General features: G+C 72.0%; 24 protein-coding genes. 9 read left to right on the forward strand and 15 right to left on the reverse strand.

Features of this window, described 5'->3' with window-relative positions:
- Window positions 1-21: 21 nt before the first annotated feature.
- Window positions 22-1,611: a hypothetical protein gene (locus IE251_RS26995; protein ID WP_189755616.1), complete on the reverse strand. Its 1,590-nt coding sequence runs from the start codon at window positions 1,609-1,611 to the stop codon at window positions 22-24.
- 97 nt (window positions 1,612-1,708) lie between these two features.
- The gene (locus tag IE251_RS27000) at window positions 1,709-2,836 is read right to left on the reverse strand and encodes an alpha/beta hydrolase (RefSeq protein ID WP_189755617.1); all 1,128 of its coding nucleotides are present in this window, start codon (window positions 2,834-2,836) and stop codon (window positions 1,709-1,711) included.
- A 202-nt stretch (window positions 2,837-3,038) separates the two neighbouring features.
- On the opposite strand from IE251_RS27000, the gene IE251_RS27005 reads away from it, so the two are divergent.
- From IE251_RS27005 to IE251_RS27030, 6 genes are all read left to right on the forward strand, one after another.
- A complete protein-coding gene (locus tag IE251_RS27005; protein WP_234470142.1) occupies window positions 3,039-4,874 on the forward strand; it encodes a phosphatidylglycerol lysyltransferase domain-containing protein in 1,836 nt (611 codons plus the stop codon).
- 95 nt (window positions 4,875-4,969) lie between these two features.
- Window positions 4,970-5,884, forward strand: a complete 915-nt coding sequence (gene folP / locus IE251_RS27010; RefSeq protein WP_189755619.1) for a dihydropteroate synthase — start codon at window positions 4,970-4,972, stop codon at window positions 5,882-5,884.
- Window positions 5,881-6,414, forward strand: a complete 534-nt coding sequence (locus IE251_RS27015; RefSeq protein WP_189755620.1) for a nuclear transport factor 2 family protein — start codon at window positions 5,881-5,883, stop codon at window positions 6,412-6,414. The genes folP and IE251_RS27015 overlap by 4 nt, the downstream gene beginning before the upstream one ends.
- A 270-nt stretch (window positions 6,415-6,684) precedes the next feature.
- Window positions 6,685-7,044, forward strand: coding sequence for a dihydroneopterin aldolase (folB, locus tag IE251_RS27020; RefSeq protein WP_189755621.1), 360 nt, complete (start codon window positions 6,685-6,687; stop codon window positions 7,042-7,044).
- Complete coding sequence (folK, locus tag IE251_RS27025; RefSeq protein ID WP_189755622.1) at window positions 7,041-7,652, forward strand: 2-amino-4-hydroxy-6-hydroxymethyldihydropteridine diphosphokinase; 612 nt, start codon at window positions 7,041-7,043, stop codon at window positions 7,650-7,652. The genes folB and folK overlap by 4 nt, the downstream gene beginning before the upstream one ends.
- 78 nt (window positions 7,653-7,730) lie before the next feature.
- Window positions 7,731-8,219 carry a DUF3180 domain-containing protein gene (locus IE251_RS27030; RefSeq protein WP_189755623.1) on the forward strand — a complete coding sequence of 163 codons (489 nt, stop codon included), beginning with the start codon at window positions 7,731-7,733 and terminating at the stop codon, window positions 8,217-8,219.
- A gap of 25 nt (window positions 8,220-8,244) precedes the next feature.
- Here the strand turns inward: IE251_RS27030 and folE are convergent, their stop codons facing one another.
- From folE to dacB, 6 genes are all read right to left on the reverse strand, one after another.
- The gene (gene folE, locus IE251_RS27035) at window positions 8,245-8,850 is read right to left on the reverse strand and encodes a GTP cyclohydrolase I FolE (protein ID WP_189755624.1); all 606 of its coding nucleotides are present in this window, start codon (window positions 8,848-8,850) and stop codon (window positions 8,245-8,247) included.
- 135 nt (window positions 8,851-8,985) lie between these two features.
- Window positions 8,986-11,025 carry an ATP-dependent zinc metalloprotease FtsH gene (gene ftsH / locus IE251_RS27040; RefSeq protein ID WP_189755755.1) on the reverse strand — a complete coding sequence of 680 codons (2,040 nt, stop codon included), beginning with the start codon at window positions 11,023-11,025 and terminating at the stop codon, window positions 8,986-8,988.
- A gap of 196 nt (window positions 11,026-11,221) precedes the next feature.
- On the reverse strand, window positions 11,222-11,782 hold the full coding sequence (gene hpt, locus IE251_RS27045; protein WP_030606186.1) for a hypoxanthine phosphoribosyltransferase: 561 nt from the start codon (window positions 11,780-11,782) through the stop codon (window positions 11,222-11,224).
- A 125-nt stretch (window positions 11,783-11,907) separates the two neighbouring features.
- Entirely contained in the window at window positions 11,908-12,936 is a 1,029-nt protein-coding gene (gene tilS / locus IE251_RS27050) for a tRNA lysidine(34) synthetase TilS (RefSeq protein ID WP_189755625.1), read from the reverse strand.
- Window positions 12,937-13,128: 192 nt separating this feature from the next.
- Window positions 13,129-14,262, reverse strand: coding sequence for an Rv3626c family coenzyme F420 biosynthesis-associated protein (locus IE251_RS27055; protein ID WP_189755626.1), 1,134 nt, complete (start codon window positions 14,260-14,262; stop codon window positions 13,129-13,131).
- 115 nt (window positions 14,263-14,377) lie between these two features.
- Window positions 14,378-15,922: a D-alanyl-D-alanine carboxypeptidase/D-alanyl-D-alanine endopeptidase gene (dacB, locus tag IE251_RS27060; RefSeq protein ID WP_189755627.1), complete on the reverse strand. Its 1,545-nt coding sequence runs from the start codon at window positions 15,920-15,922 to the stop codon at window positions 14,378-14,380.
- A gap of 124 nt (window positions 15,923-16,046) precedes the next feature.
- Between dacB and IE251_RS27065 the strand changes: the two genes are divergently transcribed.
- Window positions 16,047-16,538 (forward strand): inorganic diphosphatase, encoded by a 492-nt coding sequence (locus tag IE251_RS27065; RefSeq protein WP_029381130.1) that lies wholly within the window; start codon window positions 16,047-16,049, stop codon window positions 16,536-16,538.
- 129 nt (window positions 16,539-16,667) lie between these two features.
- Entirely contained in the window at window positions 16,668-18,329 is a 1,662-nt protein-coding gene (locus IE251_RS27070) for a threonine/serine exporter family protein (protein ID WP_189755628.1), read from the forward strand.
- Window positions 18,330-18,356: 27 nt separating this feature from the next.
- On the opposite strand, the gene IE251_RS27075 is transcribed toward IE251_RS27070, so the two are convergent.
- The 6 genes from IE251_RS27075 to IE251_RS27100 all read right to left on the reverse strand — a co-directional run bounded on the left by IE251_RS27075 (window position 18,357) and on the right by IE251_RS27100 (window position 24,294).
- Window positions 18,357-19,403, reverse strand: a complete 1,047-nt coding sequence (locus tag IE251_RS27075) for a DedA family protein (protein WP_189755629.1) — start codon at window positions 19,401-19,403, stop codon at window positions 18,357-18,359.
- A 201-nt stretch (window positions 19,404-19,604) separates the two neighbouring features.
- Complete coding sequence (locus tag IE251_RS27080; RefSeq protein WP_229896969.1) at window positions 19,605-20,357, reverse strand: MerR family transcriptional regulator; 753 nt, start codon at window positions 20,355-20,357, stop codon at window positions 19,605-19,607.
- A gap of 212 nt (window positions 20,358-20,569) precedes the next feature.
- Window positions 20,570-21,211 carry a PadR family transcriptional regulator gene (locus IE251_RS27085; RefSeq protein WP_189755630.1) on the reverse strand — a complete coding sequence of 214 codons (642 nt, stop codon included), beginning with the start codon at window positions 21,209-21,211 and terminating at the stop codon, window positions 20,570-20,572.
- Window positions 21,212-21,234: 23 nt separating this feature from the next.
- On the reverse strand, window positions 21,235-21,783 hold the full coding sequence (locus IE251_RS27090; RefSeq protein ID WP_189755631.1) for a DinB family protein: 549 nt from the start codon (window positions 21,781-21,783) through the stop codon (window positions 21,235-21,237).
- Between the two features lie 118 nt (window positions 21,784-21,901).
- A complete protein-coding gene (locus IE251_RS27095) occupies window positions 21,902-23,362 on the reverse strand; it encodes an aldehyde dehydrogenase family protein (protein ID WP_189755632.1) in 1,461 nt (486 codons plus the stop codon).
- Between the two features lie 95 nt (window positions 23,363-23,457).
- Entirely contained in the window at window positions 23,458-24,294 is an 837-nt protein-coding gene (locus IE251_RS27100) for a Sco1979 family transcriptional regulator (protein WP_030606206.1), read from the reverse strand.
- Between the two features lie 357 nt (window positions 24,295-24,651).
- On the opposite strand from IE251_RS27100, the gene IE251_RS27105 reads away from it, so the two are divergent.
- Window positions 24,652-25,125 (forward strand): ATP-binding protein, encoded by a 474-nt coding sequence (locus IE251_RS27105; protein ID WP_229896954.1) that lies wholly within the window; start codon window positions 24,652-24,654, stop codon window positions 25,123-25,125.
- Between the two features lie 157 nt (window positions 25,126-25,282).
- Here IE251_RS27105 and IE251_RS27110 read toward each other — a convergent pair whose 3' ends face one another.
- Complete coding sequence (locus IE251_RS27110; protein ID WP_030781778.1) at window positions 25,283-25,552, reverse strand: DUF397 domain-containing protein; 270 nt, start codon at window positions 25,550-25,552, stop codon at window positions 25,283-25,285.
- Window positions 25,553-26,032 lie beyond the last annotated feature (480 nt).

Below are 26,032 nucleotides of genomic sequence, written 5' to 3' on the forward strand. Positions count from 1 at the left end.
CGCGGTGCTGTCGTCGGTGGCTCAGGAGGCCGCGCTGCGCAGCCCCTGGACGTCGATCTGCTCGGTCTCGTCGTGCGCCGTCAGGTCGATGATCTGACCGACCCCCCGGGACCGCTCGTCGGCGGGCTTGAACCCGGCCTCGGCCTCGGCCTTGTGCACGGCGAGCGCCTCGGGGCCCACGACGTCGGCCAGGTCCTCGTTCTGCACGGAGTCCAGCGCGGCCTTCGGGTTGCCCTTCTGCGTGCCGAAGAAGTCGAACCCGCCCTCGGTCACCGGCCGCCGCGCGGGCGCGGCCGGCACGACGGCCACGGCGGGCGGCACACCGAGGTTCCCGGCGGACGGCATCACGGGCCCGCCGCCGGCCGGCGGCACGGCGTCAACGGCGCCGCGCGGACGGTCCGGGGCGCCCTGCGCCGGGTCGGCGGGAGCGGGCCGGGAGTCGGGAGCGGCCAGGGCGCCGGAGGCGGGGGCCGGGGCCTCGGGGACGGGACCGACGGCCACGGAGGGCACCCCGGAAGCGGAAGCAGCCCCGGACACGGCCCCGGCGACCGGAGCGGGAACGGATCCGGCGACCGGAGCGGGAGCAGACCCCGAAACGGAAGCGGACTCTGAAACGGAAGCGGACCCTGAAACGGGCACGGACCCCGAAGCGGAAGCGGACCCCACGACCGGAACGGCCCCGGCCGTAACTTCACCACCGGCGGAAGCCCCCTGCCCGGGGACCCGCGCCGAGCCGCCCACCGGCGTCGCCGCACCAGGCGTCCCCGCCCCGGGTTCCACCACCGCGGGCTCCCCGGCCAAGGGCCCCGCCGCCCCGGCCTCCCCGGTCACGGCCTCCCCGGTCACGGCCTCCCCGGCCCCGGTCTCCCGGGTCACGGCCCCTCTCGACCCGGTCTCGTTCGCCCCGGGCTCATCCCCCTCCGAAGCGGTCTCGGCGGCCGTGTCCCGCCGGTCCTCCGGCCCGTCCCCGGGTTCGCCCGGAGTGCGCCGTTCGAAGCGGGCCAGTGCCGTGAGGGCCCGCCGGTACAGCCGGGCGCCCTCGGGGGAGAACACCGCGGGTGCCGCCGGGGCGGCCTCGGCGGAGCGGGAGGGCTCGCCGTCGCGGGCGGGCGGCAGCGCGGGGGCCGTCGGGCGCGCGGGGGCCGGCTCCGGCACCGTCGCTTCGAGTTCCAGCAGCCGGCGGCCCTCCAGGGCGCTGGCCCGCTCGGTCTCGGCGGTGGCGTACCGGCGCAGCAGGGCCGCGTGCTCGTTGCGCAGGCCGGCCAGCTCGGCGCGCTTGGCGCGCAGCCGCTGCTCCAGCTTCGCGCGCAGTTCGCGGGACTCCTCCAGGTCGGTCTCCAGTTCGGCGACCCGTTCCTCGAAGCGCCACTCGTCACCGGCACGCGCGCGCGTCAGCTCGGCGACCCGCCGGCCCGCCTGCACGTCCCAGCGGCGCATCACGAACGCGCCGACGACCGCTGTCGCCGCTGCCGCGGCGGCCAGCGCGCGCAACACCGTGGCCTCGGAGAACACCCAGGGAGCCGACGCGCAGACGACGGAGACGCCGGCGATCGCCGAGGGAGGCAACAGCCGGTGCAGAGGGGAGGAATGGCGGTGGCGTCCACGTGGCATGGCCAGAAACTTACCGCGCGTAGGTGGATCGTGGGCCCCGGCCCGTAAAAACACGGCCACACCAGGGGCCTCACGAGGCGTCAGACGGTACGCCGGTTCAGTGGTCGGCCAGCCGTCCGCTGATCCACTGGAGCGTCGGCGGGATCTCGCGCCGCCAGGTGTTGAAGTTGTGACCGCCGCTGTCGAGGATGATCGACGAGATCCGGGTCCGGTCGGTGGCCCGCACCCGCTGGATGAAGTCCATCGTGGACTTGTAGTTGTGCTCGCCGGCCTTGCTGCTGGTGACGAGCAGCGAGGTGTCCGGCGCGGGCTCGTGCCGCAGCAGCCAGAACAGGTCGGCGCGGTCGCGCAGCTTGGCGTCGCCGTGGAAGAGGTCGCCGGTGGTGGGGTCGATCGGCGCCTTGTAGTACGGCGACAGGCCCGCGCCGGCCGCGTACACGCGCGGGTGGTGCATGGCGAGCTTGAGCGCGCAGTAGCCGCCGGTGGAGTCGCCGACGATGCCCCAGCCGCCCGGCCGCTTGCCGGCCCGGTAGTGACCGAGGACGGCGTCCGGCAGATCCTTGGCGAAGAACGTCTCCGTCCGCGGCCCGCCCGGGATGTCCACGCACTCGGTGTCGCGCGGCGGCGCCACGGTCGGCCGCAGCATCACCAGGATCATCGGCTGCACGCGCCCGTCCTTGGCCAGCCGCTGCGCGGTGCTCGGGTAGTTCAGCTTGTCCACCAGCGACCGCGCGGTGCCCGGGTAGCCGGTCAGCACGACGGTCGTCGGGAACGTGCGCGTGCGGTACTGCGGCTGGAAGTACTCCGGCGGCAGGTACACGTACGCCGGTGTCGCGATGTGCGTCGTACGGCCGACGATGTCCACCTTCTGGATCTGCCCGCCCCGCTCCGGCCGGGAGGAGCGCACGCCGGGCACCTCGGAGGTGGAGACCACCTGGAGCGGGCCGCCGTCGCCGCCGTGCGCCGAGTGGTCGACCACCACGCCCTGCCCGGTCTCCGTGCCGAACAGGTCGGCCCAGCTGGCGTAGAAGCCGAAGGCCTGGTTGGCGGCGAGCCCGACGGAGGCGAAGAGCGCCACCTGGGTGGCCAGCAGCAGACCGACCCGCCCGCTGACGGACCGCCAGTGCTGCCGGGCCAGGCGCGGCCACAGCCACACCGTGCCGATGAACAGCACGGCGGCGATCACTATCGCCAGCCACAGCACTTTGTTGCTCGTGAGACCCATGGGCTGTTTCCTGTCCGCGCTTTCCGCCCGTGCCGTACCCACGCCTGGTGCGCGCGCTTGCCCGGGGCTTTCCTTGGCCTTTGACCCGACTTTCCGGAGGGGAGTGAACCTCCCTCCTCCAGACACCGTCCTAGAGGGCGCAATGTCGCCGGATGCCCCGATGGCACCGGATTCAAGGTCTCTCGCTGAACTACGGGATGCGATGTCTGTCAGGATAGATGGGGAAGTGTCGGGCGGGGTTCCGGGCCGATCCAGCCGCGGGCGGCGCCTGCTGCGCGGTCCGCGCCCCGAGGCCGTTCCCGTTCTGGTCGGCCGGGCGGCCACGCTCGTGGGCCTCCTGGACATCGCCGCGGGTGTCTTCCCGCGCTTCCGGCACAGCCGTATGCACGCCCTGGCCGAGGTCCTGCCCGGCTCGTTCGGGCCGTTCGCGGCGGCGCTCTCGCTCAGCGCGGGCGTGCTGTTGCTGCTGCTCGCGCACGGACTCAAGCGGCGCAAGCGCCGGGCCTGGCGGGCCGCGGTGGCGCTGCTCCCGGCGGGCGCGGCGGCACAGTTCGCGTACCGGCACTCGCTGGTCGGCGCCCTCATCGCGGTCGCCCTGCTGGTGCCGCTGCTGCGCCACCGGGACCAGTTCGCCGCCCTGCCCGATCCGCGCAGCCGGTGGCGCGCCCTCGCCAACTTCGTGCTGATGAGCGCCGGTTCGGTCCTCCTCGGGCTCGTCATCGTCAGCGTCCACCCGGGCCGGACGATCGGCGACCCGAGCCTGGCCGACCGGCTGACGCACGTCATCTACGGCCTGTTCGGCTTCGAGGGCCCGGTCGACTACCAGGGCAACACGTCCTGGACGGTCGCCTTCTCCCTCGGCGCGCTCGGCTGGATCACCGCGGTGACCACCATCTACCTGGCCTTCCGCCCGGAGCACCCGGCCGCCCGCCTCACCGAGGAGGACGAGGAGAAGCTGCGCGCCCTGCTGGCCAGGCACGGCGGGCGCGACTCGCTCGGCCACTTCGCGCTGCGCCGCGACAAGGCGGTGGTGTTCTCGCCGAGCGGCAAGGCCGCGGTCACCTACCGGGTCGTCTCCGGGGTGATGCTCGCCAGCGGCGACCCCATCGGGGACGTCGAGGCCTGGCCGGGCGCCATCGAGCGCTTCATGGACGAGGCCCGGGCCCACTCCTGGACGCCCGCCGTCATGGGCTGCTCGGAGACCGGCGGCGAGGTGTGGACCCGCGAGACCGGCCTGGACGCCCTGGAACTGGGCGACGAGGCGGTGGTGGACGTGGCGGATTTCTCGCTCGCCGGACGCGCGATGCGCAATGTGCGCCAGATGGTCAAGCGCATCGAGCGGGCCGGCTACGAAACCCGGGTGCGGCGCATCCGTGACCTCGGCGAGGCCGAGCTGGAGCGGACCCGCCGGGCGGCGGAGGACTGGCGCGGCACGGACACCGAGCGCGGCTTCTCCATGGCGCTCGGCCGCATCGGCGACCCCTCCGACGGCGACTGCCTGATCGCCACCGCGCACAAGCAGGACGACGAGCCGGGCGAGTACGGCGACCTGAAGGCGATCCTGCACTTCGTGCCGTGGGGCAAGGACGGCGTGTCGCTGGACCTGATGCGCCGCGACCGCGCCGCCGACCCGGGCATGAACGAGCTGCTGATCGTCGCCGCCCTCCAGGCCGCCCCCAAGTTCGGCATCAGCCGGGTCTCGCTGAACTTCGCGATGTTCCGCTCCGCCCTCGCGCGCGGGGAGAAGATCGGCGCCGGTCCGGTGCTGCGCGCCTGGCGCGGGCTGCTGGTGTTCCTCTCGCGCTGGTTCCAGATCGAGTCGCTGTACAAGTTCAACGCCAAGTTCCAGCCGCGCTGGGAGCCGCGGTTCGTGGTCTACCGGGCCCCCGCCGACCTGCCCCGCATCGGCTTCGCCGCCATGCAGGCCGAGGGCTTCGTCGACCTCGCCGTGCCGCTGCCGCGCTTCCTGCGCCGGCGCCGCCCCGCGCCCGGACGCCCGTGCGGGCACGTGGGCGAGCGGGACGTCCGGGCCGCCTGAGTCCCGCGCCCCGGACGCCACGGCCCGCCGGCCGGCCCCCTCGCCGAGGGGGCCGCCGCGCGTTCCCGGCACCGGCCTGGGCCTACGCTGAACGTATGAACAGCATCAGCGGGCGCGGCCGGGTGGCCGGCCTTCCGGCATGGGACCGGTGCGCGGTCATGGGGGTCGTGAACGTCACCCCCGACTCCTTCTCCGACGGCGGCCGCTGGTTCGACACCACCGTCGCCGTCAAGCACGGCCTGGACCTGGTCGCCCAGGGCGCGGACCTGGTCGACGTGGGCGGCGAGTCCACCCGGCCCGGCGCCACCCGCGTGGACGAGGCCGAGGAGCTGCGCCGGGTGGTGCCCGTGGTGCGCGGCCTGGCCTCCGAGGGGGTCGTCGTCTCCGTCGACACCATGCGCGCCTCCGTCGCCGAACAGTCCCTCGCGGCCGGCGCCGCCCTCGTCAACGACGTCAGCGGCGGCCTGGCCGATCCCGCGATGATCCCGGTGGTGGCCGCCGCGGGCGCCCCCTTCGTCGTCATGCACTGGCGCGGCTTCCTCCAGGGCGGCAACGTCAAGGGCGTCTACGCGGACGTGGTCGCCGAAGTCGTCCAGGAGCTGCACGCGCGCGTGGAGGCCGTGCTGGCCGGCGGCGTCGCCCCGGACCGTGTCGTCGTCGACCCGGGCCTGGGCTTCTCCAAGGAGGCCGAGCACGACCTCGCCCTCCTCGCCCACCTGGACCGGCTGCGCGCCCTCGGGCACCCGCTGCTGGTCGCCGCCTCCCGCAAGCGGTTCCTCGGCCGGGTGCTGGCCGGGCCGCAGGGGCCGCCCCCGCCGGCCCGGGAGCGGGACGCGGCCACGGCCGCCGTCTCCGCGCTCGCCGCGCACGCCGGCGCGTGGGCGGTGCGCGTCCACGAGGTACGCGCCACGGCGGACGCGGTACGGGTCGCCCGGGCCGTGGAGGAGGCGCGCGGCACAAAGCGCACGCCCGGCGCGGACGGCGAGCGCGGGCCGGAAGGAGCCCGGTGAGCGCCCCCCACACCGACGTCGAGCAGGTGGAAGCCGCCAACACCGCCTTCTACGAGGCACTGGAACGCGGCGACTTCGAAGAGGTCTCCGCGCTCTGGCTGACGCCCGCGGAACTGGGCGTGGACGAGACGTACCACGACCCCGCGGACACCGGCGTGATCTCCTGCGTGCACCCCGGCTGGCCGGTGCTGACCGGCCGCGGCGAGGTCCTCAGGTCGTACGCCCTGATCATGGCCAACACCGACTACATCCAGTTCTTCCTCACCGATGTGCACGTCTCCGTGACCGGTGACACCGCGCTGGTGACCTGCACCGAGAACATCCTCAGCGGCGGACCCGCACCGGAGGAGGGCGCGGAGCTGGGGCCGCTGCTCGGCCAGCTCGTCGTCGCCACGAACGTGTTCCGGCGCACCCCCTCGGGCTGGAAGCTGTGGTCGCACCACGCCTCCCCCGTCCTGGCCGAGACCGCCGAGGACGACGACGACACCGGTGCGAACGGCCTGAACCCGGACGACGGCCCCCTCGCCTGACCGGCTGCCCCGCCCGTCTCCCGGCGGCGGGCCGTCCGGGAGACGGACACGTGGTTGGAATCACCTACGCCCGGGTAGAAGCGGCTACCGGCCCGTGACAGGGCCGGGTTCCCCAGGGGAAACCCGCGGTGAACCCTGCGGGTTCCGGCCCGCCCCCGCGCCCCCGCGGCCGGGCCCTGTCGGTGCCCGCAGGTAGATTCGTCTGAGACCGGCGTGCCGCCCGCACGCGGCACGGGCCGGTCCTTCCCGACGATTGCAGGAGTGATTCGCGTGGATCGTGTCGCGCTGCGCGGCCTCAAGGCCCGTGGGTACCACGGGGTGTTCCCCAAGGAGCGCGAGGACGGCCAGACCTTCATCGTGGACCTCGTCCTCGGTCTGGACACCCGGCCGGCCGCGGCCGACGACGACCTGACGAAGACCGTGCACTACGGCATCGTGGCCGAGGAGGTCGTGGCCGTGGTCGAGGGCGAGCCGGTGAACCTCATCGAGACCCTCGCCGAGCGGATCGCCCGGACCTGCCTGAAGCACGAAGGGGTCCAGGAGGTCGAGGTGTGCGTCCACAAGCCGGACGCGCCGATCACCGTCCCCTTCGACGACGTGACCGTCACCATCACCCGGAGCCGAGTATGACCCGACCTTTCCGCCAGGGTCACAGCGACCCGACCGTCCAGCCGGTACCCGCCTCGGTCGTCGAGAAGGTGGACGCCGCCGACACCACCCTGCACAACCCCCAGTGGGCCGTGATCTCCCTCGGCTCCAACCTCGGCAACCGCCTGGAGACCCTCCAGGGGGCCGTGGACGCCCTGGAGGACACCCCGGGCGTGCGGGTGAAGGCCGTCTCGCCGGTGTACGAGACCGAGCCGTGGGGCGTGGAGCCCGGCAGCCAGCCGTCGTACTTCAACGCGGTCGTGGTGCTGAAGACGACCCTGCCCCCCGCCTCCCTGCTGGAGCGGGCGCACGCCGTCGAAGAGGCCTTCCACCGCGTCCGGGACGAGCGCTGGGGCCCGCGCACGCTGGACGTCGACATCGTCGCGTACGCCGACGTCACCTCGGACGACCCGCGGCTCACCCTGCCCCATCCGCGCGCCCACGAGCGCGCCTTCGTGCTGGCGCCCTGGCACGACGTGGACCCCCAGGCCCAGCTCCCCGGCCGTGGCACGGTCGCCGAACTGCTGTCCACGATCACCCGTGAGGGTGTGGCGCACCGGGAGGACCTGGAACTCCGGCTGCCCGAGTAGTCGTTAAGGTCGAGACGGGTCGAGACCGAAGAACGACCACCGTCCGGGACGGTCCGGGGGAACAACTGAAGGGACACCGTGAGAGAGCTGCGCATCAGGGTGCTGGCGGGCGTGTTCGTCGTGGCCGGCGTCCTGTCCTGGGCGGGCGCCCGCCTCTGGAACTCGACCGGGACCCTTCCGAGCGTCCCCCTGGCCGCGCCCGTGGTCCTCGCGCTGATCGCGGTGGTGCTGCTCTCCACGGCGCTCTCGCTGCGCGCCCGGCTGAAGGCCCAGCGCGAGCGCCGGCCCGGCGCCAAGGGCGTCGATCCGCTGATGGCCGCCCGGGCGGTCGTCTTCGGCCAGGCCAGCGCCCTGGTCGCGGCCCTCGTCGCCGGCATGTACGGCGGCACGGGCGTCTTCCTGCTGGAGCTGCTGGACTTCCCGGCCCGCCGCGACCAGGCGATCTACGCCGGGTTCTCGGCCCTGGCGGGCTTCGGTGTGATAGCGGCCGCCCTGTTCCTGGAGCGAGTGTGCCGGCTCCCCGAGGACGACGACCAGAACCCTCCCGGGGCGCAGCCGGCGGCCTGACCGCCCGCCGCGCCCGGCGGGCGGCTCAGCGCGCCATGATGAGGCTCATGGCCTCGTTGCGCGTGGCGACATCGCGCAGCTGACCGCGCACGGCGGACGTTATGGTCTTCGCGCCCGGCTTGCGGATGCCGCGCATCGACATGCACATGTGCTCGCACTCGACGACGACGATGACGCCCCGCGGCTCCAGGATCTGCATCAGGGAGTCCGCGATCTGCGTGGTCAGGCGCTCCTGCACCTGCGGCCGGCGGGCGTAGACGTCGACGAGCCGGGCCAGCTTGGACAGCCCGGTGATCTTGCCGGTCTCGGACGGGATGTAGCCGACGTGGGCGACGCCCCGGAACGGCACCAGGTGGTGCTCGCAGGTCGAGTACACCTCGATGTCCTTCACGAGGACCATCTCGTCGTGCCCGAGGTCGAACGTCGTCGTCAGCACGTCCTCCGGCCGCTGCCACAGGCCGGCGAAGATCTCCCGGTAGGCTCGCGCGACCCGGGCCGGCGTCTCCCTGAGCCCCTCGCGGTCCGGGTCCTCCCCGACCGCGAGCAGCAGTTCCCGCACGGCGTTCTCGGCGCGCTTCTCGTCGAACTCGCCGATGCGGCCCTCGCCGTCCAGCGTCACCGGGTCGGTCATCTGGTTCCTCGTTCCCGCGCCATGACGCGCGTGTGTCTCGCCTTGCCGAAACTGCGGACATGCGAAATGCCGCGACCCCCAGGCTAGAACCTGAGGGTCGCGGCATTCATTCCGGGCCGTGTCTCCGCGGGCCGGTCAGCCCTCGGAGCGGTCCTCCGGGGACTGGTCCGTCACCGGGGCGGACTCCGCCGCCGTCGACTTCGCGGTGCTGATCGACGCCGTCGCGCCGTTCGCGCCGTTGGTCAGTGCCAGCTCCTTCGGGGAGAGCACCGGCGGGCGGGTGGACGGGGTGCGGCGCGAGGAGCCGGTCCAGGCGGGCCGCGGCGGGCGCTTGACGATGGGGGCGAAGATCTCGGCGATCTCCTCCTTGCCCAGGGTCTCCTTCTCCAGCAGCTGGAGAACGAGGTTGTCGAGCACGTCGCGGTTCTCGACCAGGATCTCCCATGCCTCGTTGTGCGCGGTCTCGATGAGCTTCTTGACCTCTTCGTCGACCAGCGCGGCGACCTCTTCCGAGTAGTCCCGCTGGTGGGCCATCTCACGGCCCAGGAACGGCTCGCTGTTGTCGCCGCCGAACTTGATCGCGCCGAGACGCTCGGTCATGCCGTACTGCGTGACCATCGCGCGGGCCAGGTTGGTGGCCTTCTCGATGTCGTTCGCGGCACCGGTGGTCGGGTCGTGGAAGACCAGTTCCTCGGCCGCCCGGCCGCCCAGCATGTAGGCGAGCTGGTCGAGCATCTCGTTGCGGGTGGTCGAGTACTTGTCCTCGTCGGGCAGGACCATCGTGTAACCGAGGGCACGGCCGCGGGACAGGATCGTGATCTTGTGGACCGGGTCGGAGTTCGGCGAGGCCGCCGCGACCAGGGCGTGACCGCCCTCGTGGTACGCGGTGATCTTCTTCTCCTTGTCCGACATGATCCGGGTCCGCTTCTGCGGACCCGCGACCACGCGGTCGATCGCCTCGTCCAGCGCCTTGTTGTCGATCAGCTTCTGGTCGCCGCGGGCGGTGAGCAGCGCGGCCTCGTTCAGCACGTTGGCGAGGTCGGCGCCGGTCATGCCCGGGGTGCGGCGGGCCACGGCGGACAGGTCGACGTCGGGCGCGACCGGCTTGCCCTTCTGGTGGACCTTGAGGATCTCCAGACGGCCCTGGAGGTCCGGCGGGTCGACCGCGATCTGCCGGTCGAAGCGGCCCGGGCGCAGCAGCGCCGGGTCGAGGATGTCCGGCCGGTTGGTGGCGGCGATCAGGATGACGCCGCCCTTGACGTCGAAGCCGTCCATCTCGACCAGCAGCTGGTTCAGGGTCTGCTCGCGCTCGTCGTGACCGCCGCCGAGGCCGGCGCCGCGGTGGCGGCCGACCGCGTCGATCTCGTCCACGAAGACGATCGCCGGGGCGTTCGCCTTGGCCTGCTCGAACAGGTCACGCACCCGGGAGGCACCGACACCGACGAACATCTCGACGAAGTCGGAACCGGAGATCGAGTAGAACGGGACGCCCGCCTCGCCGGCGACGGCGCGCGCGAGCAGGGTCTTGCCGGTACCCGGGCGGCCGTAGAGCAGCACGCCCTTGGGGATCTTGGCGCCGACGGCCTGGAACTTGGCCGGCTCCTGGAGGAACTCCTTGATCTCCTGGAGCTCCTCGACGGCCTCGTCACAGCCGGCGACGTCGGAGAAGGTCGTCTTCGGGGTGTCCTTGGTGATGAGCTTCGCCTTGGACTTGCCGAAGTTCATGACCCGGGAGCCGCCGCCCTGCATCTGATTCATCAGGAACAGGAAGACGACCACGATCAGGACGAAGGGGAGCAGGGACAGCAGGACGCCGACGAACGGGTTCTGCTTGGACGGCGAGACCGTGTAGCCGTCCGTGATCTGCTTTTCCTGGTACTTGGTCTGCAGCGTGCCGGCGAGCTGCACACCCTGGTCGCCGATGTAGCTCGCCTGGATCTTCGAGCTGCCCTCGACCTTGTAGCCGTCCTTCAGCGTGACCTTGATGCTCTGATCGTCACCGGTGGTGAGCTTGGCCGACTCGACCTTGTTCGCGTTGATCGCCGCCACGACCTGGCCGGTGTCCACCGTCTTGTAGCCGCCGGACGAGCCGACGACCTGCATCAACACGACCACGGCAAGGACGGCCAGCACGATCCACATGACCGGCCCACGGAAGTATCGCTTCACGTCCATCCATACGGAGCGGTGCCGCCCCGTCCCTCCTGCCATAGTGAGTTTGATAAGACAGTTCTTCTGACGGTACCCCAGCATTGTTGCCCGAAGCCGCACGGAGCCGATTCGACGGCTGGGAAAACCCGTCTCCGCTTGCTTCAACGGCGCGGAACCCGCTGGGGTTCCCGATCGTCCTACAGGGCTTGGGCCGAGTGGCTCAGCCGCCGTAGACGTGAGGCGCGAGCGTACCCACGAACGGCAGGTTGCGGTACTTCTCGGCGTAGTCGAGGCCGTAGCCGACGACGAACTCGTTCGGGATGTCGAAGCCGACCCACTCGACGTCGATGGCGACCTTGGCGGCGTCCGGCTTGCGCAGCAGCGTGCACACCTTCAGGGAGGCGGGCTCGCGCGAGCCGAGGTTGTTGATCAGCCAGGACAGGGTCAGGCCGGAGTCGATGATGTCCTCGACGATCAGGACGTGCCGGCCCTTGATGTCGGTGTCGAGGTCCTTGAGGATGCGGACCACACCGGAGGACTGGGTGCCCGCGCCGTAGGAGGACACGGCCATCCAGTCCATCGTGACGGGGGTGGACAGCGCCCGGGCGAGGTCCGCCATGACCATCACCGCGCCCTTGAGGACGCCGACGATGAGCAGGTCCTTGCCCGCGTACTCCGCGTCGATCTTCGCGGCCAGCTCGGCCAGCTTCGCGTCGATCTCTTCCTTGGTGATGAGCACCCGCTGGAGGTCGGCACCCATGTCTTTCGCGTCCACCCGCATCACTTTCGGTCGTCCCGCACTTACGGCCGCGTGTGCGGCCACCGGCTACGGCCGCGTGTACGGCCCCGGGGGCCGCCCGGCCCGCCGGAGGGCACCGGATGCGGGCACTCCGTGGGGGCCGGTCGTCAGCCTTGCCGAATCACCAGTCTGCCACCCTGCCGCTGGGCGACGACCCTGCCCGGGAGATTGATGGCTCCCTGGCCGCGCCAGCCGGTGATCAGGCGGTCGACTTCCTCGATGTGGCGGGCGAACAGCGCACCGGCCGGCGCTCCGGCCTCGATGGCCGCGCGGCGCAGGATCCGGCGGCGCACGGCGGGCGGCAGGGCGTACAGCTTGGCGCACTCCAGCAGGCCGGCCGCGTCCCGTACGGAGGCCTCGGCCTGCCTGGCCCAGGTGTCCAGGGCGTCGGCGTCGTCGCGGGAGAGCTGGGCGGTGCGGGCCAGCGCCTCCACCACGCCCTTGCCGAGGGCCTTCTCCAGGGCGGGCAGTCCCTCGTGCCTCAGCCGGGAGCGGGTGTAGGCGGGGTCGGCGTTGTGCGGGTCGTCCCAGACCGGCAGGGACTGGACCATGCAGGCCTTGCGGGCGGTCTGGCGGTCCAGGTGCAGGAAGGGCCGCCGGTAACGGCCGCCGGCCCCCGAGACCGCGGCCATGCCGGACAGGGAGCGGATGCCGGAGCCGCGGGCGAGCCCGAGCAGGACGGTTTCGGCCTGGTCGTCGCGGGTGTGGCCGAGCAGGATCGCGGTGGCGCCGTGGCGTTCGGCGGCGGCGTCCAGGGCGGCGTAGCGGGCGTCCCGGGCGGCGGCCTCGGGGCCGCCCTCGCGGCCTACGGTCACCGCGACGGACTCGACCGGGTCGAGGCGCAGCTCGCGCAGCCGCACGACGACCTCCTCGGCGCGGAGGTCGGAGCCGGGCTGGAGGCCGTGGTCGACGGTGACCCCGCCGGCGCGGACGCCGAGCTTGGGGGCCTCGAAGGCGAGGGCGGAGGCGAGGGCCATGGAGTCGGCGCCGCCGGAGCACGCGACGAGGACGAGCGGGGAGGGGAGCCGCTCGGCCGTCCGGCCCGCGGGGGCGCGGGAGGTCTGGTCGTTCAGGATGTCGTGGAGGACGCGGCGGACCGCCAGGCGTATCGCCGCGACCGCAGGATGGGGACCCATGTCCGGTTCCCTTCATGAAGTTTTCCGGGGGGTGTGCCCGGGACGGTCACTCAGAGTGTGTAGATGGTGACAGAACCGGGGCGTTCCCCGAGCATCGCACGCCTACGCATGGCATACGGTCCCTCGGACGGGTGATTGGAGGGGCGGTCGCCTGCCGTCGGCCGGATCCGCTTCACGACTCCGCCCCGTGGTTCACCCCTCGGCCCTGCCGTGCACCCGCGCGACCCAGTCCGCCGGTTTGGCGATCTCCGCCTTGGTGGGAAGGGTGTTGGGCGAGGTCCACACGCGGTTGAAGCCGTCGGTGCCCACCTGTTCCACGACCGCTCGCACGAACCGTTCGCCGTCGCGGTACTGCCTCAGTTTGGCATCCAGCCCCAGCAGCTTGCGCAGGGCCGCGTCCAGGCGGGAGGCGCCCTTGGCGCGGCGCTGCTGGAACTTCTCGCGGATCTCGGCGACGGTCGGCACGACGCTGGGCCCGACGCCGTCCATGACGTAGTCGGCGTGGCCCTCCAGCAGCGACATCACGGCGGTGAGCCGGCCGAGGATCTCCCGCTGGGCCGGGGTCTGCACCAGCTCCACGAAGGAGCGCCCGCCGTCCTCCTCCTCGCCCTCGGGACGGCCGCCGGCCAGGGACTGGGCGGCGTCCCGGATGCGCTCCAGGAAGGTCATCGGGTCGACGTCGGTCTCCGCGAGGAACGACTGGATCTCGCCCTCGAGGTGGTCGCGCAGCCAGGGCACGGCCGTGAACTGGGTGCGGTGGGTCTCCTCGTGCAGGCACACCCACAGCCGGAAGTCGTGCGGCTCGACGTCGAGTTCGCGCTCCACGTGGACGATGTTGGGCGCCACCAGCAGCAGCCGGCCGCCGCCGTTCTGGCCGGCCGGCAGATCGCGGCCGGCGGGGGCGAAGGTCTCGTACTGGCCGAGGACCCGGGAGGACAGGAACGACAGGAGCATGCCCAGCTCCACGCCGGTGACCTTGCCGCCGACGGCGCCCAGGACCGCGCCGCCCGGGCCGCCGCCGCGCCGTTCCTGCATCTTCTCGAGCAGCGGTTTGAGGATCTCCCGGAAGCCCGCGACGTTGGCGCGGACCCAGCCGGGGCGGTCGACCACGAGGACGGGGGTGTCGTGCGTCTCCTCCGTGCCCATGCGGGTGAAGCCCCGGACGTGTTCCTCCGAGGCCTTCGCGTGCCGGCGCAGCTCCGCGACGACGGCCCTGGCCTCGTCACGGCTGACGTCGGGGCCGGGCCGTACGAGCCGTGTCGCGGTCGCCACCGCGAGGTTCCAGTCGACCATCCCGGGAGATGCGGTGCCACCGAAGCCAGTCATGTTGTCAACCGTACGTGCTCGTTGCCGCTTGGGGCAGGCCGTGGCGGGCCGGCGGGGGCCGAGGGGGTTGCCCCGGCACCCGGTGGTGCGGCGAGCCCGGGGCGAACGGCGCCGGTCACCTCGCCAGTGCCGTCGCCGCCTCGTCCAGGGTCGACTGGGCCTGGGTGGCGTCGGTGGTGCCGGAGGCCAGGAAGGCGAAGGCCAGCAGGTGGCCGGTGTCGTCCACGACCGTGCCGGCGAGGGTGTTCACGCCGGTCAGGGTGCCGGTCTTGGCGCGTACGACGCCGGACGCGCCGTCGGCGAAACGATTGCTCAGGGTGCCGGTGAAACCGGCCACCGGCAGGCCGGTGAGGACCGGGCGCAGGCCGGGGCGGTCCGGGTCGGCCGCCCGGACCAGGAGGCCGGTCAGCAGGTCGGCGGTGAGCCGGTCGGCGCGGTCCAGGCCGCTGCCGTCGCGGAAGACGGCGCCCGCCATCGGCAGGCCCAGCCCCCGCAGCTGCGTGGCGATGGCCTCGGCGCCGCCGGCGAAGCTCGCCGGACGCCCGCCGGCCAGGGCCGTGTGCCGGGCCAGGGCCTCCGCGATGTCGTTGTCGCTGTTGGTCAGCATCCGCTCGACCAGGGCGGACAGCGGGGGCGAGGAGACCCGGGCGAGGGTCTGCGCGCGCGTGCCGGCCTTGGAGGGGCCGGGGGGCGTGGTCGTGATGCCGGCCTCCTTCAGGAAGCCGGCGAACCGGGCCGCCGCGTCCGCCGCCGGGTCGCCCACGCGGATCACCGGGCCGCTGGTGGAGTCGTCGGTGCGGCCCTCGTCGGCGGTCAGGGCGCTGACCGGCGCGAGGTTGTCGTTGACGCCGATGGGGTGCAGGGCGGGGCCGGTGAACAGGGTGGTGTCGTAGGACAGGGTGATCTTGCTGATGCCGCGCTCGCGCAGGGCCTTCGCGGTGTCCGCGGCCAGCGTCCGCAGGCTCGCCCAGCCGCCGCTGCGGGCGCGCGCGGTGAGGGTGGGGTCGCCGCCGCCGACCAGGACGAGTTCCCGGGTGTCCGGTTCCAGGGCGGTGCGGGTGGTGAGGCGGTGGTCCGGGCCGAGGGCGGACAGGGCGGCGACGGCGGTGGCGATCTTGGTGGTGGAGGCGGGGACGAGGGCCTTGCCGCCGTCGGCGTCGTACAGGCGTTCGCCGGTCGTGACGTCGACGACGGCCGCCGTGTGGCTGTCGCCGAGTTCGGGGGCGTCCAGGAAGGGCTTCAGGGCGTCGGAGACGGCCCGCGCGTCCGGCGCGGACCGTCTGGTGCCCACGGCGCCCGTGACGCCGCCCAGGCCGGTCAGGACGGGTCCGGCGCTCGGCGCGGGCCGGGCCGCCGTACCCGGGCGGCCGTGATCTGCGCCACCCGTCCGCTCCAGGGCGGCGGCGCGGTCCCGCTCGGCCGTACGCTGACCCGAGGCGTCCCAAGGTCCGGCCACGGTCACCGCACCGGCGGCCAGCGCCAGGCCGGCGGTGGCGGCGCCAGCGGTGTACTGCCAGGTCCGGACGGTGCGCGGACGGGGGAGACGGGGGAGGTGCACAGGGCCGGTCCGCACGGCCCGCGACAGCCGCGCGAGCTGCGGCTTCACGGCCGTCACGGCGCGCGTGAGACTCGGTCGGACGGCGTTCGCGAGCCGCGCCACCCGCGGTCCCGCGGCTCGCCAAGGCCCCAGCTCCGGCACGACCACCAGCCCCTTTCGCGATCACACACCTGCGTGAGGGACACTTAACCACCAGAACTATGTGCTGATCATGGAGGAGCCACCGGTGGAGTTCGACGTCACGATCGAGATCCCGAAGGGTTCGCGGAACAAGTACGAGGTGGACCACGAGACCGGCCGGATCCGCCTGGACCGTCGTCTCTTCACCTCGACCGCCTACCCGACCGACTACGGCTTTGTCGAGAACACCCTCGGCGAGGACGGCGACCCGCTGGACGCGCTGGTCATCCTGGACGAGCCGACCTTCCCGGGCTGCCTGATCCGCTGCCGTGCGATCGGCATGTTCCGGATGACGGACGAGGCGGGCGGCGACGACAAGCTGCTGTGCGTTCCGGCCACCGACCCGCGTGTGGAGCACCTGCGTGACATCCACCACGTGTCGGAGTTCGACCGCCTGGAGATCCAGCACTTCTTCGAGGTGTACAAGGACCTGGAGCCCGGCAAGTCGGTCGAGGGCGCCAACTGGGTGGGCCGGACGGACGCCGAGGCGGAGATCGAGCGGTCGTACAAGCGCTTCAAGGAGCAGGGCGGTCACTGACCCCGCTCGGTGGACGGGCCGCACGCGCAGGCGTGCGGCCCGTTCGCGTGTGTGCACGCCTGCGCCCCTTCGGGGTACGTGTGCGCATACTGAGGGCTACGCGAGGTGTGGTGCAGGGAGCGGTGCGAAGTGACGGAGACGGAGGACCGCAAGCCCCGGTCGGACGAGGCACGGTACGACCCGGAGATCACCTCCGAGTTCGCCATCCCCCAGGGTCTCGATGTCCCGAAGACCGGCGGCGAGAGCGAGACGACCTCCGAGTTCGCGGTGCCGGAGGGGCTGCAGACGCCGCAGCCGCCCGGTGCCGAGCCGGAGGGCTCGGCGTTCACGCCACCGCGCACCTACAGCGCGAAGGAGGCGCCGGCCGCGTTCACACCCGCGACCGGGGTGCCGCTGGTCAGCCTGATCAAGGACGCGCCCTGGCAGGACCGGATGCGCACGATGCTGCGCATGCCGGTGACCGAGCGGCCGGCCCCGGAGCCGGTGCAGCGCGAGGAGGAGGGCGGCCCGGCCGTCCCGCGTGTGCTGGACCTGTCCCTGCGCATCGGCGAGCTGCTGCTGGCCGGCGGTGAGGGCGCGGAGGACGTGGAGGCCGCGATGTTCGCGGTGTGCCGGTCCTACGGCCTGGACCGGTGCGAGCCGAACGTCACCTTCACCCTGCTGTCGATCTCGCACCAGCCGTCGCTGGTGGAGGACCCGGTGACGGCGTCCAGGACGGTCCGGCGGCGGGGCACCGACTACACCCGGCTGGCGGCCGTCTTCCATCTCGTGGACGACCTCAGCGACCCGGAGACCGAGGTCTCCCTGGAGGAGGCCTACCGGCGCCTGGCGGAGATCCGCCGCAACCGGCACCCCTACCCCGGCTGGGTGCTGACCCTGGCCGGCGGGCTGCTGGCCGGTGCGGCCTCCCTGCTGGTGGCGGGCCGGGGCGACCCGGTCGTGTTCCTCGCGGCGGCCGTCGGCGCGATGCTCGGCGACCGGCTGGCGTGGCTGTGCGCGGGGCGCGGGCTGCCGGAGTTCTACCAGTTCACGGTGGCCGCGATGCCGCCCGCGGCGATCGGGGTGGCGCTGACCCTGGCCCATGTCGACGTGCAGGGCTCCGCGGTGATCACCGGTGGGCTGTTCGCGCTGCTGCCGGGGCGGGCACTGGTCGCGGGGGTGCAGGACGGGCTGACGGGCTTCTACATCACCGCCTCCGCGCGGCTGCTGGAGGTCATGTACTTCTTCGTCGGCATCGTCACCGGGGTGCTGACCGTCCTGTACTTCGGCGTGAAGATCGGCGGCGAGCTGGACCCGGAGGCCGCGCTGCGGGTCTCGGAGCAGCCGCTGCTCCAGATCGCGGCCTCGATGCTGCTGTCCCTGACCTTCGCCGTCCTGCTCCAGCAGGAACGTTCCACCGTGCTCTGGGTGACCCTGAACGGAGGCGTCGCCTGGTCGGTGTACGGCGCGATGCGCTACGCCGGCGACATCTCACCGGTGGCCTCCACGGCGGTCGCGGCGGGCCTGGTGGGCCTGTTCGGGCAGCTGCTCGCCCGGTACCGGTTCGCCTCCGCCCTGCCGTACACCACGGCCGCGATCGGGCCGCTGCTGCCCGGTTCCGCGACCTACTTCGGGCTGCTGTCCATAGCCCAGAACGACGTGGACAAGGGGCTGGTGTCGCTGGCCAAGGCCGTGTCGCTGGCCATGGCCATCGCCATCGGGGTGAACCTGGGGTCGGAGATCTCCCGGCTGTTCCTGCGCATCGGCTCCGCCGGGAAGCGCCGGGCGGCGAAGCGCACCAGGGGATTCTGAGCGCCGTACGCCCGGGGCCCCGGGGAGCTACTGGCGGCGCTGGTCGTACGGGTAGCCGTTCTCGTCGTACCGCTGCTGGTCGTGGCCCTGCTGCTGCCCGTAGCCCTGCTGCTGCCCGTAGCCCTGGTGCTGGTCGTAGCCCTGCCGCTGGTCCCAGTCCTGCTGATGCGGGTACTGCTGCGGGTCGTACGGCTGCTGGTACTGCTGCTGCCCGTCGTAGTACTGGTCGTAGCCCTGCTGCCGGTTCCAGTCCTGCTGCTGCGGCTGCTGCTGGTACCCGGGCTGCTCGTACCGCTGCTCCTCGTAGTGCGGCTGCTCCGGTTCGACGCGCCGCAGCTGGGCCGTGGCGTCGTCCATGACCGGGGGCTGCTGCCCGTACGACGGCTGGGGCTGCTGGTAGGCGGGCTGCTGCGCCGGCACCGGCTGGGGCCGCGGGCCGGCCTGGGCGGCCTTCTTCTCCTTGCCCCGCGCCCGGAGGAACTCGATCGCGATCGGGATCACCGACACGAGGACGATCAGGATGAGGATCGCCTCGATGTTGGTCTTGACGAACTCGATGTTGCCGAGCCAGGAGCCGAGCAGGGTGACGCCGGCCCCCCACAGGACGCCACCGATGACATTGAAGATCAGGAACGAGCGGTACCGCATGCCGCTGACGCCCGCGATGATCGGCGTGAACGTGCGCACGACCGGCACGAAGCGGGCCAGGACCAGGGACTTCGGGCCGTACTTCTCGAAGAACTCGTGCGCCTTGGTGACGTTCTCCTGCTTGAACAGGCGGGAGTCCGGGCGGTTGAACAGGGACGGCCCGACCTTCTTGCCGAACATGTAGCCCGCCTGGTCGCCCAGGATCGCGGCGAGGCAGATCAGGGCGATCGCCCCCCACAGCGGGAAGTCCAGGTCGCCGGAGGTGATCAGCAGGCCGCAGGTGAACAGCAGCGAGTCACCCGGCAGGAAGAAGCCGATGAGCAGGCCGGACTCGGCGAAGACGATGAGCAGCAGGCCCCAGATGCTGTAGGTGTCGAGCAGGTAGTTGGGATCGAGCCAGCTCGGGCCTAGGGCGAGTGTCATCACGGGTCCGGGCTCCTGAAGGGGTGAGGGCGGCTACGGCGTCCAAGTGCGGCCGCACAAAGCTATCAACGCGATGTGACCGCCCCAGGTTCCACCGGTGGCTCCAGGATGCCCTGTGCGAGGCCCCTGAGGAAGCTGTGACTCAGGGGACTCGCGGGGTTCCGACCCGGGAGCGAACCCCGTGCGCTCCCGGGCCGGGAACGCTCAGGACGCGCCGTGCCGGGCCGTGTTCGCCACGATCGCGTCCCGCATGTAACGGGCCAGACCGGGACGGATGGCCTCGTACGTGGCGGTGAACCGCTCGTCGGTGACGTACATCTCGCCCAGGCACGCGTGCAGCTCGGGCCCGCAGTCGTAGTACGCGCCCGTGATGAACCGGCGGTGCTCCTCGGCGACCTCCATGGCCCGCTCCGAGTCCGCGGGCACGCCCTCGGCGAGCAGGCCGGCCATCCGGCCGTGGATCGCGTCCAGCTCGGCGTTGATCCGCTTCCAGTCCTCCTTGGTGTAGCCGGCGGTCCGGCGCTGCGACTGCCGGTAGGCCTCGGTGTGGCCCCAGCGCCGCTCCACCTCGTCCGCGTGCGCGTCCGGGTCGAAGTCGCCGAAGACCTCGAACTTCTCCTCCGGTGTCAGGTTGACGCCCATCTTGCGTGCCTCCATGGCGTGCTCCACGGCCGCGGCCATCTTCTGGAGCTTCTCGATCCGGGCGGTCAGCAACTCGTGCTGGCGGCGCAGGTGCGCGCGCGGGTCCGTGTCCGGGTCGTCGAGCAGGGCCGCGACCTCGTCGAGCGGGAAGCCGAGCTCCCGGTAGAACAGGATCTGCTGGAGCCGGTCGAGATCGGCGTCGGTGTAACGCCGGTGCCCGGCGTGGGTGCGCGCGCCGGGCACGAGCAGTCCGATCTCGTCGTAGTGGTGCAGGGTGCGCACCGTGATCCCGGCGAACCCGGCGACCTGCCCCACGGAGTAGACCCGGTCCGGTGACCGGTCCTCTCCCGCGGGCCGGTCCTGCCCCACGGGCCTGTCGTGTCCCAGGGGGTGGTCGTGTCCCACGCGGTCCTGTCCCACGGGGTGGCTCACTTCTTCCGCTCCTTCGGTCGGTACGCCCTCCACCCTGCTGCCTCACGTCGCGTGAGGTGCAAGCCGGTCGCGGGTGGCCACCGGGCCGGGACCGCTCAGCGGTCGTCCTCCGGGTGCCGCTCCCCCGTCGCGTACGGGTTCCGCTGCCCCTCGGCGAGGACGCCGACGAAACGCTCGCCCTCCCCCGCGAAGGTGTACGCGCCCGCCTCCAGGCGGTCGATCAGGCCCTGGGTCCAGGCCGCGTCGGAGTCGGCCGTGTGGATCCACAGGCGCATGATCTCGCCGATGTGACCGAGCTGCTGCGGGCCGCCCTCGGGGAGGTAGTCCCCGGTGACGGAGTCCCGCCACCGCCCGATCCGGCGGATCCGCTCCCGCAGCAGTTCCAGGGCCTCGGCACGGGGCAGCTCGACCAGGAAGCCGATGGCCGCCGACCGGACGTCGGGCTTCTGGTCGTAGGAGACCAGGGACTCGCGCAGCAGCCGGAAGAACTCCTCCTCGCCGCGGCCGGTGATCTCGTACTCGGTGCGCGGCGGCCCGCCGGCCGTGGACGGCGCCGTCTCGTGCGCGTGCAGCAGTCCCTGCCGGGCCATCTGTTTCAGGGCGTGGTAGACCGAGCCGGGCTTGGCGTTGGACCACTCGTGTGCGCCCCAGTACTCCAGGTCGTTGCGCACCTGGTAGCCGTGGGCCCGGCCGTGCTGACGGACCGCGCCCAGCACGAGGAGACGGATCGCTGACATGGGGACCAGGTTAGGACCCGCGATCAGGCCGGGGAGCCGCCCTGTGCCTGGGCCACCAGCTCGAACGCGGTCCTGCCGTCCAGCGACTCGCGGATGATGTCGGCGTGGCCGGCGTGCCGGGCCGTCTCACGGATCAGGTGCAGGCACAGCCAGCGCAGCGAGACGCGGCCCTCCGGGGGGAACCACGGGTCGGGCGGCAGCGGGAAGGTGTCGTCCAGGCTGGGCGCGGAGCGGATCAGCTCCTCGGTCTCGCCGGCCACCCGCTCCCAGTACGCCAGCTGCGCGGCGACCGTCTCGTCGTCGGTCAGCCGGAACGTCTCGTGCCAGTTCGACGCGTCCCGCTGTACGGCGGGCGGCTCCTGCCTGGCCCGGGCCACCCAGCCCTGCTCCACCTCGACGACGTGCTTGAGCAGGCCGCCCAGGGACAGCTCGCTCGCGCTCGGGCGGCTGCGGGCCTGCTCCTCGGACAGTCCGAGCAGCGCCCTGCGGATCCCGCCGCGCTGTTCCTCGATGAACGCGAGCAGCGCTCCCCGCTCGTCGCCCTTGTCCTCCGCCGGCACGTGCATGACCATGGCCCGCCGCCTCTCGTCTGGCCGTCCGCCGGGGCGTCCGCCCCGACGGGAAAGACGCTAGGGGCCATTGCGGTCAGATCCTGACCGCAATGGCCCCTGGGCGGGAAAGGTGACGCGGCTAGAACGGGAATCCGCTGCGGCCGTGCTGGATCGAGATCCACTTGACGGTGGTGAACGCCTCCAACGTGGTCTCGCCGTTGAGGCGGCCGACGCCGGAGTGCTTCTCCCCGCCGAAGGGCACGATCGGCTCGTCGTGGACGGTGCCGTCGTTCACGTGGAACATGCCGGTGTCGATCCGCTTGGCGAAGGCCACACCGCGCTCGATGTCCCCGGTGTGGACGGCGCCGCTCAGCCCGTACGGCGAGCCGTTGACGATCCGCACCGCGTCCTCCTCGCCGTCGAACGGGATGAGGAAGACGACCGGGCCGAACACCTCCTGCTGGAGCAGCGGGGACTCGGCCGGCACGCCGGTCAGCACGCTCGGCTCGACCAGGTTGTCGGTCGTGCCGCCGTGCACCAGGGCGGTGGCGCCCTCGGCGAGCGCCTGCTCGACGGTGCCGGAGATCGCGGCGGCCTGCGCGGAGTTGATCACCGGGCCGATCACGGTCTGCGGGTCACGCGGGTCGCCGACCTTCAGGCTCCTGACCTTGGCGACGAACTTCTCGGTGAACTCCTCGTGGACGGAGCGGTCCACCAGGACCCGGTTGGCGGCCATGCAGACCTGGCCCTGGTGCACGAACCGGCTGAAGACCGCCGCGTCCACCGCGTAGTCGATGTCGGCGTCGTCCAGCACCACCAGCGCGCTGTTGCCGCCGAGTTCGAGGACCGAGCGCTTGAAGTGCTTGGCGCAGACGGTGGCGACGTGCCGGCCGACCTTGTCGGAGCCGGTGAAGGAGATCACCTTCGGGACGGGGTGCTCGAGGAACGCGTCACCGATCTCGGCGATGTCGGTCACCAGGACGTTCAGCAGGCCCCCGGGCAGCCCGGCGTCCTCGAAGATCTTCGCGATCAGGGTGCCGCCGGCGATCGGGGTGTTCTGGTGCGGCTTGAGCACCACGCCGTTGCCGAGCGCGAGGGCCGGGGCGACCGACTTCAGCGACAGCAGGAAGGGGAAGTTGAACGGGCTGATCACACCGACGACGCCGACCGGCACCCGGTAGACGCGGTTCTCCTTGCCGTCGACCGGCGAGGGCAGGATCCTGCCCTCGGGGCGCAGCGCGAGGTGGACCGACTCGCGCAGGAACTCCTTGGCGAGGTGGAGTTCGAAGGCGGCCTTCACGCGCGTGCCGCCCAGTTCCGCGATGATCAGGTCGGTTATCTCCTGCTCGCGGTCCTCCACCAGCCGCAACGCGCGCTCGAACACGGCCCGCCGGGCGTAGGGGTTGGTCTCCGCCCACTCCTTCTGGGCACGGGCGGCCGCCCGGTAGGCCAGGTCCACCTCCTCGACGGTGGCCACGGTGATCGAGGCCAGCTTCTCGTCGTTGTAGGGGTCGAAGTCGATGACGTCCCAGGAGCCCGTGCCCGGGCGCCACTCGCCGTCGATGTACTGCCGGGCCAGGTCGCTGAAGTAGGACGACATGTGATCCCTCAATCGCTAGCGGACACCAGATCTACGCCGTGTCTGACAGGACGTCATCGTACTGGTGGGTACCGCGAGTTGAGAGCCCTGTCGGGTCAGGAGAGTTGCAGGAGGCCGCGGAGCAGATCCCGGCTCTCGTCGGGGCCGGGGCTGTCCTGCTGGAGCTCCTTCAGGGCCTGCTCGTACTGGGCGACGTCCTCGCGCTTGTCCAGGTAGAGGGCGCTGGTCAGCTGCTCCAGGTAGACCACGTCGGACAGGTCGGACTCGGGGAAGCTGAGGATGGTGAAGGCGCCGCTCTCCCCGGAGTGCCCGCCGAAGCTGAACGGCATGACCTGGAGCCGTACGTTGGGCCGCCCGGAGATGTCGATCAGGTGCTGGAGCTGGCCGCGCATCACGTCCCGGTCGCCGTAGGGGCGGCGCAGGGCGGCCTCGTCCAGGACGATGTGCAGCTCCGGGGCGTTGTCGGAGAGCAGGTGCCGCTGCCGCTCCAGGCGCAGGGCGACCCGGCGCTCGATGTCGGCGGCGCTCGCGCCCTTCATGCCGCGCCGGACCACCTCGCGGGCGTACTCCTCGGTCTGGAGCAGGCCGTGCACGAACTGCACCTCGTAGACCCGGATCAGCGAGGCGGCGCCCTCCAGGCCCACATAGGTGGGGAACCAGCTGGGCAGGACGTCGGTGTAACTGTGCCACCAGCCCGCCACGTTGGCCTCCCGGGCGAGGGACAGCAGCGACTCGCGCTCCGCTTCGTCGGTGATGCCGTAGAGCGTCAGCAGGTCCTCGACGTCTCTGGTCTTGAAGCTCACCCGGCCCAGCTCCATCCGGCTGATCTTCGACTCGGAGGCGCGGATCGAGTATCCCGCCGCCTCGCGCGTGATCCCCCGCGCTTCCCGCAGTCGCCTGAGTTGCGAGCCGAGCAGCATCCGCCGCACCACCGATCCGGGCTCTCCCGCGCTCACTTTCGCCAGCCTCCCCAACCGTCTCCCAGGGGCCGAAGTCTGCCACTAAAACACTCCGAGCAGTACTCGCCCGGTTACGCAAACGGAAAGAGCTCGGCCGTTTCCACCCTGACCGGACCGGGCCAGAGGTCCGGACCTCTGGCGACTTCCCGGACGAAGTCGGCGGAAAAAATGGCCAAGAAGCGGTACGGGATGTGCCATTTCGGCCGCGTGCACGTGCATCTGCCCTTGCATCTGCTCTGCGCTTCCGAAACCATGGGTGCCGCGCCACCGCTGCATCGCAACGACCGCGAATTCCCGGGAGTGCCTCGCATGGGGACGAATGGATCGACCATGCTCAAGCCGTTACGGCAGGGCCTTCCGCCGCTGGATCCCGCGGCCGTGTCCGATGCCGCCTCCTGCGCCCTCCCCGCCCGTTACGAGGCGGTGCGCGAGGCCCGGCGCTTCACCCGCGACACCCTGGGCCGGTGGGACGTCGGCGACCGCTTCGACGATGTGTGCCTCGTCGTCTCCGAACTCGTCACCAACGCCCTGCGCCACGCGGTGCCGGGGGACCCCTGTCCCACCGACGGCCTCCCGTCCGTGCGGCTGCACCTGATGCGCTGGAGCGAGCGGCTGGTGTGCGCGGTGCGCGACCCGAGCCACGAGACGCCGGCCCCCAGGAACTCGGACGACTTCTCGGCCGAGTCGGGCCGCGGCCTCTTCCTCGTCGACTCCTTCGCCGACAGCTGGGGCTGGCACCCGCTCGCGGGCACCCTCGAGGGCAAGGTGGTCTGGGCGCTGTTCCGGATGCACCGGGCGGGCTGATCCCGTACGGCGCGGGCGCACGCACGGTTTCTACGCGCGTACACCCGCGGCTCGCCGGTGCGTACGCGCGCTGTTGCCGCGTGGGCGTGCGTTCCGGTTGTCACGTGGGTGCGCTCGCCGGTCGTCGCGTGGGGCGTGCGTGCCGACGAACCGGGCGTCAGCTCGCGATCAGGTGGTCGAACTCGCCGTCCTTGACCCCGAGGAGCATGGCCTCGATCTCCGCGCGGGTGTAGACGAGCGCCGGCCCGTCCGGGAAGCGCGAGTTGCGCACGGCGACATCGCCGCCCGGCAGCCGCGCGAATTCCACGCAGGAACCCTGCGAGTTGCTGTGCCTGCTCTTCTGCCAGGCCACTCCGTCCAGCTGCGTGGCAGCCATGCCGTTGTACACGTCGTACCCCCCGTACACGCCGTCAACGTCGCGGTCCACAGGTCGCTCCCCGGTGGTGCACTGGCTGGTGTGGCCATAGGTGCTGTGGTCAACTGACCCGGATCATAACTCTGTTCACGTGCAGATGCATGAGCAGATGCACGTGCACGAGCGGTGTTGCCGTGATTACACCTTTGACGTGTGCTTTACCAGAGCCGCTCCGGCGTCTGCCCCGGAGCAGGCAGGACATGCCTCGCCCCGCACGGGAAGAGACGCGTACCGCACCGCTCATGTTCCCCTGTCCGGCGACCGATCGGCCCGGCGGACTGGCCGGAACGGCGTCCGCCCACCGGAGGGACGGCCTCCGTTCGGTGGCGTAGACCCGCCGAACCGCGGCTACGACAGCGGGACGCGGGCGCCGGGACACGTGACGGAGATCATCCGGTACCGGTCGGCGTAGCGCTCCGGGGCGGGCCGCCGCCGGCACCGGTGGATACGGCAAGAGGCAGGCGCCGTCCTACGGGGGAGCGTAGGGCGGCG

Origin of the sequence: Streptomyces eurythermus, assembly GCF_014649115.1 — a bacterium.
Classification (GTDB): domain Bacteria; phylum Actinomycetota; class Actinomycetes; order Streptomycetales; family Streptomycetaceae; genus Streptomyces; species Streptomyces eurythermus.